The 13,435-nt window shown below is 74.6% G+C and carries 12 protein-coding genes; 3 read left to right on the top strand and 9 right to left on the bottom strand.

Translation table 11 applies throughout. From position 1 onward, the window contains the following. Positions 1 to 30: 30 nt before the first annotated feature. Complete coding sequence (locus ABT299_RS36955; RefSeq protein ID WP_500253572.1) at positions 31 to 1,128, bottom strand: NAD(P)/FAD-dependent oxidoreductase; 1,098 nt, start codon at positions 1,126 to 1,128, stop codon at positions 31 to 33. Positions 1,129 to 1,230: 102 nt separating this feature from the next. Continuing rightward, positions 1,231 to 1,713: a MarR family winged helix-turn-helix transcriptional regulator gene (locus ABT299_RS36950; protein WP_500253571.1), complete on the bottom strand. Its 483-nt coding sequence runs from the start codon at positions 1,711 to 1,713 to the stop codon at positions 1,231 to 1,233. A gap of 826 nt (positions 1,714 to 2,539) precedes the next feature. Between ABT299_RS36950 and ABT299_RS36945 the strand changes: the two genes are divergently transcribed. Then, entirely contained in the window at positions 2,540 to 3,169 is a 630-nt protein-coding gene (locus tag ABT299_RS36945; protein WP_387024612.1) for a hypothetical protein, read from the top strand. 76 nt (positions 3,170 to 3,245) lie between these two features. Here ABT299_RS36945 and hisC read toward each other — a convergent pair whose 3' ends face one another. The 7 genes from hisC to ABT299_RS36910 form a co-directional block, all read right to left on the bottom strand. Then, complete coding sequence (gene hisC / locus ABT299_RS36940) at positions 3,246 to 4,325, bottom strand: histidinol-phosphate transaminase (RefSeq protein ID WP_190850876.1); 1,080 nt, start codon at positions 4,323 to 4,325, stop codon at positions 3,246 to 3,248. Positions 4,326 to 4,411: 86 nt separating this feature from the next. Next, positions 4,412 to 4,699, bottom strand: coding sequence for a DUF6401 family natural product biosynthesis protein (locus ABT299_RS36935; RefSeq protein WP_190850881.1), 288 nt, complete (start codon positions 4,697 to 4,699; stop codon positions 4,412 to 4,414). Positions 4,700 to 4,794: 95 nt separating this feature from the next. Beyond that, complete coding sequence (locus ABT299_RS36930; RefSeq protein ID WP_151543091.1) at positions 4,795 to 5,469, bottom strand: NUDIX hydrolase; 675 nt, start codon at positions 5,467 to 5,469, stop codon at positions 4,795 to 4,797. Between the two features lie 109 nt (positions 5,470 to 5,578). Further along, positions 5,579 to 6,928 carry a flotillin family protein gene (locus tag ABT299_RS36925; protein ID WP_500253570.1) on the bottom strand — a complete coding sequence of 450 codons (1,350 nt, stop codon included), beginning with the start codon at positions 6,926 to 6,928 and terminating at the stop codon, positions 5,579 to 5,581. Positions 6,929 to 7,037: 109 nt separating this feature from the next. Next, positions 7,038 to 7,241 (bottom strand): NfeD C-terminal domain-containing protein, encoded by a 204-nt coding sequence (locus ABT299_RS36920; protein WP_190851346.1) that lies wholly within the window; start codon positions 7,239 to 7,241, stop codon positions 7,038 to 7,040. Between the two features lie 252 nt (positions 7,242 to 7,493). Next, positions 7,494 to 8,192: a hypothetical protein gene (locus ABT299_RS36915; RefSeq protein WP_190850888.1), complete on the bottom strand. Its 699-nt coding sequence runs from the start codon at positions 8,190 to 8,192 to the stop codon at positions 7,494 to 7,496. 98 nt (positions 8,193 to 8,290) lie between these two features. Next, complete coding sequence (locus ABT299_RS36910; RefSeq protein WP_500253569.1) at positions 8,291 to 11,506, bottom strand: ATP-binding protein; 3,216 nt, start codon at positions 11,504 to 11,506, stop codon at positions 8,291 to 8,293. A 148-nt stretch (positions 11,507 to 11,654) separates the two neighbouring features. On the opposite strand from ABT299_RS36910, the gene ABT299_RS36905 reads away from it, so the two are divergent. Further along, the gene (locus ABT299_RS36905) at positions 11,655 to 12,707 is read left to right on the top strand and encodes a DUF4267 domain-containing protein (RefSeq protein WP_500253568.1); all 1,053 of its coding nucleotides are present in this window, start codon (positions 11,655 to 11,657) and stop codon (positions 12,705 to 12,707) included. Between the two features lie 150 nt (positions 12,708 to 12,857). After that, a complete protein-coding gene (locus ABT299_RS36900) occupies positions 12,858 to 13,433 on the top strand; it encodes a hypothetical protein (RefSeq protein WP_500253567.1) in 576 nt (191 codons plus the stop codon). The last annotated feature ends 2 nt before the right edge of the window (positions 13,434 to 13,435 follow it).

Below are 13,435 nucleotides of genomic sequence, written 5' to 3'. Positions count from 1 at the left end.
GGATCCGGGACGCCGCTGGGGCGTTCGCTTTCAGGCGGTGGGCCCGAACTGGGCGACGAACCGGCCGGTGAACAGGTCCGTTCCCTTGTACTCGGCGACCATCGCGGGCGACGCGGCGGTCGGGCCGTCCGGGGTCGGCAGCTGCCCGACACCGCCGCGCGTGCCGAGCGGGAGCAGCATCATCGGGTACGGCTGCGGCCGGTAGACGGCCGTGGGCCGCTCGCCGTTCAGCTGAGCCTTGATGTTCTCGACGACGACCTCGGCGTGCCGCGTCGCCCACCCGGCCATCTTGGCCTCCGCGACGTCGGTGATGTCGCCGACCGCGTAGACGTGGTCGTGCCCGGCGACGTTGAGGGACTCGGTGACGCCGACCCGGCCCAGCGCGTCCGGGGTCGTGAGCCGCCCGTCGGCGAGGTAGTCGCTGTTGGTCCGCACGCCGTAGGCGCGGAACCAGATGTCGGCGGTGATCTCCTCGCCCCCGGTGGTGGCGGCGGTGAAGGTGCCGGCCCGGCCGGGTTCGGTGGCCGGCGGCGCGGCGAGGGCGGTGCCGAGCCGCACCTCGATGCCCCGCTCGTCGAGCTGGCGCCGCAGGTCGGCGACCACCGCGGACTCGAAGCCGGGCAGCAGGCCGGCGGCCGGGTCGACGACGGTGATCCGCTTGTCCGGCCAGACCTCCTTGATCTCCCCGGCCAGCTCCAGCCCGACCGGCCCGGCGCCGAGGATCAGCACCCGGCCGGCGCCCCGCAGCTCCTTGTGGGTCCGGCGGAGATCGTCGAGCGCCTCGTCGACGGTGTCGGAGCCGGGCTTGGCGGGATAGGCGTAGCTGGAGCCGGTGGCCAGGACCAGGTAGTCGGCGTCGACACGGCCGCCGGACGCGAGGGTGACGCCGCGGGGGTCGACGGAGGCCGCGCGGTCGCGGACCGGCCGGCCGCCCTCGGTGAGCAGCGTCGCATAGGGGAAGAACATGTTGGCGGCCCACTCGGGCCTGGTGAGCGCGCGCAGCGACGCGGCCGCGTTGACGAACGCGTCGCGCGGATCGATGAGGACGACGTCGGCCTCCGTCTGCAACGCCTTGGCGACCGACGCGCCGCCGTACCCTCCGCCGATGACCGCGACCGTACGACCCATGGTGACACCACTCCCGCAAGAAAGGTTCAGTTCGTAGTACGAACGGTAGCAGTTCGTACTACGAACAACAACCTCACCGGTGCGGGAGGCGATTCCCCGGCGTCAGCGCGGGCGGTCGGCGGCGGCCTCCTCGTCCGGCTCCTGGAAGACCATCGGGACCTCGTTGTCCAGCACGACGCGGCCGAGCAGCCCGGCGAGCGCGTCCCGCTCCCCGGCGCTCAGACCGCCCGCCAGATCGTCGATCCGCTTGCAGGTCTCGGTGTAGAACGCGTCGACGAGCTCGGCGCCCCGGGCGGTCAGCGCGACCCGCACCGCCCGCGTGTCCCGGGGATCCGGCTCGCGCCGCACCAGTCCGTTGCGCTCGGTGCGGTCCACCAGCCCGGTGAGGCTCGACTTCGCCAGCCCCAGCGTCGCGCCCAAATCGCCCATGCCGTACGACCGTCCCATCAGCACGCAGAGGAGCTGCCCCTGCTGCTGGGTCAGCCCGTACTCCCGGGCCGACGCCGCGTACACCGCGTCCACGAGGAACGAGGACCGCACGAGCGCGGCCACGACCCCGATCCGGCCGTCATCTTCTTTGACCACGGGGCCAGGTTAACACCGGGCACCCTCTATAATTCGCGCAGCGAACTGCTTCGTCGGCGCCCCGCGCCAGGCCGGGGCGCCCGCGCCGGGGCGGCCGCTCACCGGCGCTCCGCGCACCCGCCCCGCTTCGCCGGAGGCGCCCCGTCGCGCGGGCGGTTCGCACCCGTCCGACCTCAAGATCATTTTCGGTCGTCCGATTTCCGGGGCCGCGCATTGCGGCGAGATCGGACGGCGCCGCCCGGAAACGAGTTTCCGGGCGGCCGGATCAAATGCGCCGCGAATGGCCTTGACCGATCACCTTTCGCCCTTCATGATGGCGGTCACGTGAGGCATCATCGCTGATCCCGGCCGCATGCCCGGCCGGATTCCTCGGCGCTGGGCGCGTGCCCCCGTACCGGTTCACCCCTATCCGGATCCGTGGAGCGCGCCGTGCACCCGACAAGCCCGATCGCCATGGCCGGCGCGTCACGCCTGCCGGCGGTCCGCGCCGGTCCGGCTCTCCCGCGGGCCTCAGCAGGGCAGACCGCCTCCCCTTCCGAACGCCCCGGCCGCGGTGCCCCGGGCGGCCGCGAGCCGCCCGGGCGGCGACCGGCCCTCGCCACCCCTCCCTGAACGCCACCCCGCCCCTTTCGAACCCCGCCAATTCCTCCTTGCGCACGCGCCATTCACCGGGCGCGCACTTTCGCATGCACAAATGCGCCAATTGGCCTTCCGGTCCAATAGAAACCAGGAAGTGTCTCAATCCGGCCACCCTCTTGAATTCGCCCGGCGGAGATGTGCTTAATCCCGGTACCACCCCCTTGACACCTCGCGAAGGGAGCCACAGGTGTCACGTGTTCGAAAGCTCGCAGTCGCAGGGGCCGCATCGGCCTCGGTGCTCGCCCTGGCGGTCGCGCCGGCGTCCGCCGCGACCACCACGATCCACAGCGGCAGCCAGACCGGCCCCCTCTACTCCGGCGGCGTCGTCGCGACCAACCTCGGCAACGTCTCGGTCGTCACGTCGCTCAGCAACGCCACCTGCACGTCCGCGATCCAGAACGGCACGATCAACTCCGACGGCACCGCCCTGAACGTCACGTCGGCGTCGTTCACCGGCTGCACCAGCAGCCTCGGCACCGTGACCGTGACCGCCCAGAACCTGCCCTGGACCGGCGGCTCCGTCGTCTACGCCCCCGTCTCCGGCGGCAGGGACGGCACCATCACCGTCGCCCACTACACCGTCGGCGCCACCGTCTTCGGACTCAGCTGCGTCTACTCCGGGACCCTCACCGGCGACGGCTTCAACCCGAACAACTCCCACCGGCCCGACACCTCCGTCGCCCAGGCCCAGGCCAAGATCACCAACGGCACCGTGTCCAAGCTGAGCGGATCCGCGCTCTGCCCGGCCACGGCCACGGTGACCGCCGCCTTCAAGCTGGTCGGCAGCGGCGGCCAGCAGCTCTGGGCCGCGAGCTGACCCACGGCCGGGCCGTTCCGTCCCTCCGGGGGGCGGGACGCCCCGGTTCCGGGGCGCCGCGACCGGTGGCCGGGCGTCAGTTGCGGTGCGGGAACGCCTTCGCGACGGCCAGGAACGCGTCGTTCTCCTCCGGCGAGCCGATCGAGACGCGCGCGCCCTCCCCCTCGAACGGGCGGACGCTCACCCCCTGCGCGTCGCACGCCGCCGAGAAGTCCATCGTCCGCTCCCCGAGCCGCAGCCACACGAAGTTGGCCTCCGTGGGCGGGACCGTCCAGCCGTCCGCCAGCAGCGTCCCGCGGACCCGGTCGCGCTCCTTGACCGTCCGCTCGACCCGCTCCAGCAGCTCATCCCTCGCCTCCAGCGACGCGATGCCCGCCGCCTGCGCCACGGAGTTCACGCTGAACGGCAGGAACGTCTTGCGGATCGCGCCCGCCACGATCGGGTGCGCCACCAGGTAGCCGATCCGCAGCCCCGCCAGCCCGTACGCCTTCGAGAACGTCCGCAGGACCGCCAGGTTCGGCCGGTCGCCGTACATCGTGAGCCCGTCCGGGACCGCGTCGTCGCGGACGTACTCGCGGTACGCCTCGTCCAGCACGACCAGGCAGTCCTCCGGCACCCGGTCGAGGAACGCCTCGATCTCCGCGCGCGGCACCACGGTCCCGGTCGGGTTGTTCGGGTTGCAGAGGAACACCAGCCGGGTCTTCTCGGTGATCGCGTCGGCCATCGCCGGCAGGTCGTGCGTCTCGTCCTTCAGCGGCACCTGGACGCCCGTCGCGCCCGACAGCGACACCAGCAGCGGGTACGCTTCGAACGACCGCCACGCGTACACCACCTCGGTGCCCGGCTCGGCGACCGCCTCCAGCAGCATCTGGGTCATGCCGACCGACCCGCAGCCCACCGCGACGTGGTCGGGCGTCACGCCGCAGAACGCCGCGATCGCCTCCGTCAGCGCCGTCGCGTTGTTGTCGGGGTAGCGGTTGACGTTCCGCGCCGCCTCGGCGATCGCGTCCAGGACCGAGGGGAGCGGCCCCTCCGGCGACTCGTTGGACGAGAGCTTGAACGAGCGGCCCTCGGGCGACACCACGACCTTCCCGGGCTTGTAAGCCACGAACCGGTCGAGGACGGAGCGGAAGCGCGGAGTGGTTGCCTCGGACACCGTTGTCCTCCAGGTCTGCACAGGGGTGTTGGGGTCAAGCCTACGGAATGCGCCACGTCCCAGGCCAAAGCGGGACACGCCCCGGCTCAGGGGGCCGCGGCGTCCCGCATCATCCAGCACACCGCGACGATCCGGACGAACTCCCAGTCGCGGGTGCTGTCCGGCCACCAGCCGCGGTTGAACGCCTCCTCCGCGAACGACCGCAGGTAGCCCATCAGCTCGTCCTCGCCCGGCTCGCCCAGCTCGTCGCGCAGGCTCGCCACGTGCTGGTCGACCGCCGCCGCCAGCCCGGGGGACCCGGCCATCTCCGCGACGCCGGCCTCCCCGATGTCCCTGACGAGCAGGCCGAGCACTTCGGACGAGTCACCGTTCATAGGTCGCAAGCTAGCAATCCCGCCCGGATGCCCGCGACATCACCCCAGGTCAACGAGGCGATCTTTTACCCTCACCGCCCTGCCCGGGGGGACGGTCAGCCGCGGGGGCGCAGCATCGGGGGGCGCAGCTGCTCGGCGTCGCCCCGCCGGTACAGCCGCGCCGGGCGGCCGCCGTCGCGGGTCGTCGTCCGGTCGGTCGGGATCAGGAACCGGTCCGCGCCCGTCACCTTCCGGTGGAAGTTCCGCGGGTCCAGGACGGTGCCCCAGACGATCTCGTACACCCGGCGCAGCTCCGCGACCGTGAACTCGGGCGGGCAGAACGCCGCCGCGAGCGAGGTGTACTCCAGCTTCGCCCGCGCGCGCTCCATCCCGTCGCACAGGATCCGCCGGTGGTCGAACGCGGCCCGGTCGTTGTCGATCAGGTCGTCCACCGCCGTCCACAGCACCTGCGCCCGGCTGGAGGCGGGCAGGTCCGGGGCGAGGCCGAGGTAGGCGACGCTCACCACGCGCTGCCGCGGGTCCCGGTCCGGATACCCGTAGGTGGCGAGCTGCTCCAGGTGGATCCGGACGTCCGCGAGCCCGGCCCGCTCCGCCATCAGCCGGGACGCGGCGGCGGGCAGGTCCTCGTCGAGCTGGATGAACCCGCCGGGCAGCGACCACGCCCCGTCGTAGGGCGCCCGGTCCCGCCGCCACATCAGCGCGGACAGCCGCTGCTCCCGCACGGTGAGCACGACCAGATCGACGGAGACAGCGAGCCGCGGCACGGACATGGAGCGAGTCTATTGGGGCCCGGCGGGGGCGGCGGGCCCCCGCGGAAACGGCCGGTGCCCCGCCGCTCGGGCGGGACACCGGCCGCGTCGCCGGGACGGTCTTCAGGGGTCAGTCCTTGTCGGGGCCCTCCACGGGGCCGGCCGGGACGGCCGGGGCGGCGCCGTTGGCCGGGTTGCCGTTCTGTCCGTTCTGGCCGTTCATGCCCGCCAGCAGCGGGCGGGCCACGCCGAGCCCGGTGCCGCCGAGCGTCAGCGCCTTGGCGAGCATGTCCTCGATGCCCTCCGCGCCGTTCAGGACCACCATGTTGTCGACGTTGCCGAACACGCCCGCGCCGGCCTGGACGATCTCCGGCCACTTCTCGGCGAGCTGCTGGGCGATGACCGCGTCGGTGTTCTGCGCCAGCGCGTCCGCGCGGGCCTTGATCGCCTCGGCCTCCGCGAGGCCCTTCTGCCGGGTCGCCTCGGCCTGCGCCTCACCGAGGAGGCGGGTCGCCTCGGCCTCCCGCTGCGCCTTCAGCTGCACCTCGGTGGCGGCGGCCTGCGCGTAGGAGATGCGCTCCTCCCGCTCGGCCTCGGCCAGCTTCACCTGCTCGTACGCGCGCGCGTCGGCCGGCTTGCGGACCTCGCTCTCCAGCCGCTTCTCGGTGCGCTCCGCCTCCAGCTCGGCGTTGCGGGTCTCCTTGAGGATGACCTCCTGGCGGGCCTGCTGCGCGGCCTGCTGCACCTGGCCCTCGTACTCCGCCTTCTTGATCTCGGTGTCCCGGATCACCGCGGCGTTCTCCCGCATGGCCTCCTGCTCCTTGCGGGTGGCCTCCTGGTCGCGCTCGGCCTCGGCGATGCGGGCCTCCGCGGCGACCCGCGCGGCGTGCGGGCGGCCCAGGTTGGTGATGTAGCCGGTCTCGTCGTCGATCTCCTGGATCTGCAGCGAGTCCACCACCAGGCCGAGCTTGCTCATCTCGTCGGCGGCCGAGCCGCGGGTCTCGGAGGTGAGCCGCTCGCGGTTGAGGATGAGGTCCTCGACGGTCAGGTTGCCGATGATCGAGCGGAGGTGGCCGGTGAACAGCTCGTGGATCGCGCCGTCCATCGACTTCTGCTGCTCCAGGAAGCGGCGCGCCGCGTTGGCGATCGACACGAAGTCGTCGCCGACCTTGTAGATCACGACGCCGCGGACCTTCACCGGGATGCCCTGCTGGGTCACGCAGTGCACCTCGAGGTTCGCGGCGCGGCTGTCGAGCCGGAGCCGGCGGGCCGTCTGGAAGCCCGGCAGCACCGAGGTGCCCTTCCCCGTGACGATCTTGAACCCGAGGCTCTCCACCCCGTCGATCGGCTTGGACCGGGCGCCCAGGCCGGAGATGATCAGGGCCTCGTTCGGCTCCGCGACCCGCCAGACCATCTTGAACAGCACGATCAACACGATGATGGCGACGACCACGGCGATCGCCACCGCGAAGATGGGCATGCGGCCTCCTCACTCTCGGCGGGCGGCCGGCCCGGTGGAGGCGGGTCCCGTCCGCGTTTTCCAGTAGACGCAGCGGACCCGCCGTTGGTTCGCCCCTTTTGGGGCGGTCTTAGGAACCCAGCGCGTGGGCCACGTACACCGTCCGCGGCGGGTGGTACTCGACCACGACGACGATCGAGCCGACCGGGATCTCCTCGCGCGGATCGACCGGATGCGCGTAGAAGGCCTCCGCGCCGCCGCGGATCGCGATCATGACCTCGCCGACCAGCCCGGGGCCGATCCGGCCGGTCACCCGGCCCTCCTTGCCGATCAAGGGCAACTCCCCGCTCAACTCGTTCCGACGTAAGGCGAACGGTATCCGCCCGGTCCCCTTCCCGCACCGTCAGATCGGCCCCGCCCCCGATCACGCGCGGGCACGCGGAGCGAGCGCCAGCGAGCGCAGCGGGCACGCGCGCCGGTCGGCGGGCTGTTTCGCGCGGAGCTCCAGCGGAGCGGGAAACAGCCCACCGACCGTTGACGGGGGGGTTCCAGGGGGTCGCCCCCTGGAAAAACACAGCCCCCTGGGCTACTTGAGGATCTTGTGGGCCTGGGTCACGGAGGCTCGGGCGAGGGCCTCGGCTTCGGAGCGGGTCGCGTTCGGTCCGAAGACGGTGACGGTGCCGAGGTAGTGGCGGCCCTCGAACACCACGTACCAGGTGTTCGTGCGCTGGTCGCCGCTGGTGGTGGCGACGCCGACCGTCCGGGAACCGTTGCCGACGTCGCCGCGCCGGGTCTCGGTGACCTGGTGCTCGGCCCACTTCCCGGCGAGGCGGGTGCGGAACGTCAGGCAGCCGGTGGGGACGCGCGCCTCCACCTGCTTCTCGGCGTCGGCGTCCGCGACGCCCATCAGCGTCTCCGTCACGGTCTGGCCGTCGCTCTTGACGAACGTGACGAGCGCGGTGGGCACGTCCGCGGCGACCTTCCCGCCGCCGGCCTGGGCGTCCGCGCACTTCGGCTTGTCGAGGGCCGCCTCCTCGCGGACCTGCGCGGCGTTCCGGAGCGCCTTCAGCGAGCCGTACTCGCCGGAGTCGGGCTCGCCGCGCCGGTAGCCGGTGACCTGCTGGAGCAGCGCCTGCCCGAGCTGGTCGGAGGTGTAGCCGGTGCCGGCGGGGGCGGCGCGGGCGGGGCCGACGGCCTCTCCGGCGCGCCCGCCGCCGGAGCCGCCGCAGGCGGACGCCGCCGCGACCGTCGCCAGCACCGCGATCGGGAGGAGCCTGTGCGCCATGCCCGCGACCCTAGGCGCCCGGCCCCCGCGGCGCCCGGCCGACACGCTGTGCGTGCGGCAGGAGCCCCCCATCCAGGCCGGAATCGGCCCGTAGGCGCCTATTGCGGGGCATTCCACAGGGCGGTGATCTCCGCGGCGCGCCGCAGGTGCGGGGCCGGGTCCTCGCCGACGAGCCGGGCGAGCTCGGCCAGCGTGCGGGCGGGCGGCGGCAGGGCGACGGCCAGGCTCTCCAGCCCCGCGGGCGGGCCGTCCCGATGCGGCAGCAGCGCCTTGTACAGCTCGGCCGCGCCCTCCTCGTCGCCCAGCGCGACCACGGTCATGGCGCGGAACGTGCTGAACATCGTGAAGAAGTAGTCCGGCTGGATCGGCGGGGCCGACGCGTGGAGGCGGCGCGCCTCGTCCAGCCGGTCGGCGGCGGCCTGCGCGGCGGCGAGGACGTCGGTGACCAGCGGCGCCAGCTCGGGCGGGACGTCCCCGGCCTCGGCGGCGAACCCGGCCAGCGTGCCGCGCGACACCGCCAGCGTCGCGCGCGTGAGCAGGGCGAACCCGGCGGTGTGCAGCGACCCCTGGTCGGCCATCGCCCGGGTCGCGGCGGCGTAGCGGCGCTCCGCCTCGTCCAGCCGGCCCTCGGCCTGGGCGAGCGCGGCCTCGGCGACCTCGCAGACGACGCCCGCCTCGGGCATCCGGTAGCGGCGGGCCAGCTCCGCCGCCTCGGCGACCCGGGCGCGCACCTCGGCGGGGCGCTCCTCCCACACGGCGGCGGCGGCGAGGTTGAACGTGCCCGACCACAGCGCGGTGGGCATGTCGTGTTCGGCGCCGAGGGCGCGGAGCTCGCGGGCCTGCGCCGCCTGGCGGCGGGTCTCGCCGGGGTCGTGCCCGCGGTAGTCGCGCTCGCGGCTGAGCGTGAACAGGGTCAGGGCGCGCAGCTTCGGGTCGCCCAGGCTCCGCGCGATCTCGACGGCCTCCTCGGCGGCGGCCCGTCCCCGCGCGTCCCCGGTGCCCGTCAGCTCGGCGGCGTAGGCGTCGAGGAGGCGGCACCGCACGTCCGGCGCGAGGCCGTCGAGGTCCAGCAGCCGGGAGAGCAGGCCGACCAGGTGCTCGTCGACGGCCCCGTACGGGCGGAGCTGCCAGGGGGCCGGTTCGGTCCACGCGGTGAACGCCGCCAGCAGCAGGTCGTCGCGCCCGGCCTCCTCGGCGAGGTCGACGGCGCGGCGGCGGGTGGCGCGGGCGTCCTGGACGGCGCCCGCGCGCGCTTGGGCGCGCAGCAGCCGGCCGAGCAGGTCGACGCGGTCCGCGGCGTCCCGGCCCGGCATGCGCTCGAACGACTCCAGCGCCTGGGTGAGCAGCTCGACGGCGGTCTCGTGCGCGTACCGGTGTTCGGCGAGGTCGGCGGCCCGCACGGCGTACTCGACGGCCTTGGCGGCGGTCGCGGCGGACGCGGCGCGGTGGAAGTGGTACGCCAGCGCCGGCGCGTCGTCGGGGGTCAGGCGCTCCAGGGCGGCGCCGAGCCGGGCGTGCATGCGGGTGCGGCGCAGCGCGCTGAGGTCGGCGATCATCGTGTCCCGGACGAGCGCGTGCGCGAACCGGACCCGGCCCGGGGCGCGCTCGGTCAGCAGGCCCGCCACGAGCCCGGCGTCGAGGGCGTCCAGCACCGCGTCCTCGCCGGCGTCGGCCGCGAGGACGAGCGCGTCCACATCGGCCTCGCGGCCGGCGAGCGCGGCCAGCCGCAGGACCGCGACGGCGGGCTCGGGCAGGCGGGCGAGGCGGCGGCGCAGCACGTCCCGCACCCCCTCGGGGACCTCCGAGGTCGCCACGAGCGCGCCCTCGCTGCTGAGCAGCCGGGCGCTCTCCCGCACGTAGAAGGGGTTGCCGCCGGTGCGCTCGGCGAGGGCGGAGACCGTCGCCTCGTCCACGTCGGCGCCGCATTCGGCGGCGATGAGCCGGGCGACCGCCGGCTCCGGCAGCCCCGGCAGCGGCAGCCGCAGCGGCGACCGCCGGGCGAGCACCGCGAGGGTCTCGGTGAGGCGGGTGCCCGCCTCGTCGGCGCGGAACGCGGCGACCACGAGCAGCGGCGCGTCGCCGGACAGGGCGGCCAGCAGGGCGAGGGTCTCGGCGTCGGCCCAGTGCAGGTCGTCGAGCATGACCGCGAGCGGGCGCCGCCGGGCCGCGTCGTTCAGCCAGCCCCAGACGGCCCGGTGGAGGCGGAAGCGGCCGGCGGTGGTGTCGCGGGGCTCGCCGCCGGACGCGTCCCGCAGCAGCGGCGCCGCCTCGGCGGGGGCCGGGACGTGCCGGTCGAGCGCGGTGAGGGCCTCCGTCCACGCCCACGCGGGGGGCGCGCTCTCGCTCTCCGGGCAGCGGCCCGTCACGACGAGCCGGCCCTCCTGCTCCAGGACGCCGGCGAGCCGGGTCAGCAGGGCGGTCTTGCCGAGCCCGGCCTCGCCGGTGACGAGCGCGACGCGCACGCCGCCCTCGCGGGCGAGCCCGGTCAGCGCGGCCAGCTCGCCGTCGCGGCCCAGGAAGGCCGGACCGCCGGGCGCGGGAGCGGGCGCAGGCGCGGGGACCGGCACGGGGGCGGGCGCGGGGAGGTCGAACGCCTCGGTGCGCTGCTGGAGGATCGCCGTCTCCAGATCGGCGAGCGCGGGGCTCGGGTCGAGGCCGAGCTCGTCGGCGAGCGTCGCGCGGACCTCGCGGAGCGCGGCGAGCGCGTCGGCCTGGCGGCCCGCCCCCCACAGCGCCAGCGCCAGCAGCCGCCAGCCCTCCTCGCGGAGCGGCTCGTCGCGGGTGAGGATCTCCGCCTCGGGCACGGCGGCCGCGGCGTCGCCCGCGCGCAGCAGGGCGGCGACGTGCCGTTCGCGGGCGGCCAGGCGCAGCTCGTCCAGGCGGCCGATCTCGGCCCGCGCCCATTCCTCGTCGGCGAACTCGGCGAACGCCGGGCCGCGCCACAGGGCCAGGGCCTCCGCCGCGCGATCGGGGTCGCGGGCGAGCTCGGCGAAGTGCCAGGCGTCCACGGCCTCGTCGGGCAGGCGCAGCGCGTAGCCGGGCGCGGCGGAGACCAGCACCCGGGCCGGGGCCCGCGGCGGGCGGCCGGGCTCCAGCAGCTTGCGCAGGTTGGAGACGTACGCCTGGAGGGACGTGACGGCCTGGGCCGGCGGCTCGCCGCGCCACAGGTCCTCGATCATGCGGTCGACGGGCACGACCGCGCCGCGCGCGGCGACCAGCAACGCCAGCACCGCGCGCTGCCGCGGCCCGCCCAGCGCCGCCCGCACGCCCGCCACCTCGGCCTCGAAGGCGCCGAGCACCCGAATCCGCACCATCTCGGACAGATCGTAGCCACCGGCGCCCGGCCCGCCATCCAGGCCGCCCTCCGAGCAGCCTTCCGAGCAGCCCTCCAGCCGGTCTCCAAGTCGCCTTCCAACTCGTGCTCCAAGTCGGTTCCAAGACGCCCCGGGCAACGTTGGCGGCATGAGCACCGACACCGTTCACACCGCCCTCACCTTCACCCGCTCCATGGTCGTCATCCACCGCGGCATGCGCCGCGAGTCGCGCCTGCTCGCCGAGCTGATCGGCGCGACCCGCCCCGGCGACCGCCGCCGCGCCCGCGCCCTCACCGCGCACCTCGCCGACTACCTGCTCGGCCTGCACAACCACCACCACGGCGAGGACGAGCTGATCTGGCCGCTGCTGCTGTCGCGGGTGGACCTGGACGCCGACATCGTGCTGCGCATGGAGGCCCAGCACGAGAAGGTCGCCGCGACCATCGCCCGCCTGCACGACCTCGCCGGGCCCTGGGCGCGGTCGGCGGACGCCGCGGGCCGTGACGCCCTGGTCGCCGCGCTGGTCGAGCACCGCGCCCTGCTGGTCGAGCACCTGGACGACGAGGAGGCGCACCTGCTGCCGCTCGCCGAGCGCCACCTCACCGAGGACGAGTGGAACGCGCAGGGCGACCACTTCGCGGAGCACACCCCCAAGTCGAAGATCCTCACGCTGCTCGGCGTGGTGCTGGAGGACGCGACGCCGGACGAGCGCGCCGAGTTCCTCTCCGGGCTGCCCGCTCCGGCCCGCGGCTTCTGGCGGCTCTACGGCGAACGCCACCACGCCGCCCGGATGCGGCGGCTCCGCGAGGACGTCTGCACGTCCCGCACCGGCAGCGCCATCGCCCTGCTCACCGGGGTCGGCATCGGCTACGTCGGGCTCTCGTACATCCTCGACCCGGTGGGCACCGCGGCGGGTTTCGGGCTGCCGGCCGTGCCGTCCGGCGACGCCACCGCGTGGCTGAACATCAAGGGCGTCCGGGACCTCGGCACCGGCCTGGCCGTCCTCGCGCTGCTGGCCCGCGGGAAGCGGGAGGCGCTCGGCCTGGTGATGTGCGCGTTCTCGACGATCGCGGCCGGCGACATGCTGACGGTGCTCGCCCACCACGGCTCCAAGGCGACCGCGTTCGGCGTCCACGGCGCGACCGCCGCGGCGGTCCTCGCGTCGGGCCTGCTGCTCCTGCGCACCGCCCGCCGCCGCTGACCGGCGCGGACGGCCCGGTGATCCGGTGGCGCGGCACGTCCGCGCCACCGGATCGCCGCGTCATGCGGACCCTCCGTGACGGCTGTTGATCGCTGGGTAGGCCACGGAGGGCGCCCGGGACCGGGCGCGTGCTCACATCGGGGGAAGAGAATGTTCCGCAGAGTTCTGGTGCTGCCCGTCCTGCTGCTGGCGCTGGTCGCCGCGTCCGGGTGCGGCGGAGGCGGCGGGAAGGCGCACGAGGACGGCGCCCATGCCGCCGCGGGACGGGGCGCCGCGGCGGGCTCGCCGGCCGCGTCGCCGTCGTCCTGCCCGACCGAGGCGACCAAGCACTTCGCGAAGACGCGGTTCGCCGCGGACGCCGGCCTGGCGATCGGCGCCTTCCACCGCTACATCTGGAAGCCGTACCAGGCGGGGAGCTTCAAGCAGGGCGCCGACGGCCGGACGAAGGCGTTCGCGAAGGCCGGGGCGGCGGGGCTGTTCGCGGCCAACCGGCTCAACGCCGCGCGCAAGCTGATCGGCGCGGACCCGAAGCTCTGCAACGCTCTGAAGGTCCCGGCGGAGAAGGTGGCGGCGATGTTCTCGGCGCTGGCCGGCAGGTTCAAGTCCGGGCAACTCGACCAGTCGCAGATCGGGTCGGTGAACTCGGCGGTCGACGGCCTGAAGTCCGACGCCCAGAGCCGGGCGGGCGCGAACATCCAGGAGAAGGCCCCCAACCTCGGCGGCTGACC

Source organism: Spirillospora sp. NPDC000708 (assembly GCF_040299565.1).
Classification (GTDB): Bacteria; Actinomycetota; Actinomycetes; order Streptosporangiales; family Streptosporangiaceae; genus Spirillospora.
This window is presented reverse-complemented; position numbering and strand designations above follow the sequence as displayed.

What these genes read in the sequence shown, in the direction of transcription:
- ABT299_RS36955 (WP_500253572.1), bottom strand. Translation starts at nt 1,128, where the DNA reads ATGGGTCGTACGGTCGCGGTCATCGGCGGAGGGTACGGCGGCGCGTCG.
- ABT299_RS36935 (WP_190850881.1), bottom strand. Translation starts at nt 4,699, where the DNA reads ATGAACGGTGACTCGTCCGAAGTGCTCGGCCTGCTCGTCAGGGACATC.
- ABT299_RS36930 (WP_151543091.1), bottom strand. Translation starts at nt 5,469, where the DNA reads ATGTCCGTGCCGCGGCTCGCTGTCTCCGTCGATCTGGTCGTGCTCACC.
- ABT299_RS36925 (WP_500253570.1), bottom strand. Translation starts at nt 6,928, where the DNA reads ATGCCCATCTTCGCGGTGGCGATCGCCGTGGTCGTCGCCATCATCGTG.
- ABT299_RS36915 (WP_190850888.1), bottom strand. Translation starts at nt 8,192, where the DNA reads ATGGCGCACAGGCTCCTCCCGATCGCGGTGCTGGCGACGGTCGCGGCG.
- ABT299_RS36910 (WP_500253569.1), bottom strand. Translation starts at nt 11,506, where the DNA reads ATGGTGCGGATTCGGGTGCTCGGCGCCTTCGAGGCCGAGGTGGCGGGC.
- ABT299_RS36905 (WP_500253568.1), top strand. Translation starts at nt 11,655, where the DNA reads ATGAGCACCGACACCGTTCACACCGCCCTCACCTTCACCCGCTCCATG.
- ABT299_RS36900 (WP_500253567.1), top strand. Translation starts at nt 12,858, where the DNA reads ATGTTCCGCAGAGTTCTGGTGCTGCCCGTCCTGCTGCTGGCGCTGGTC.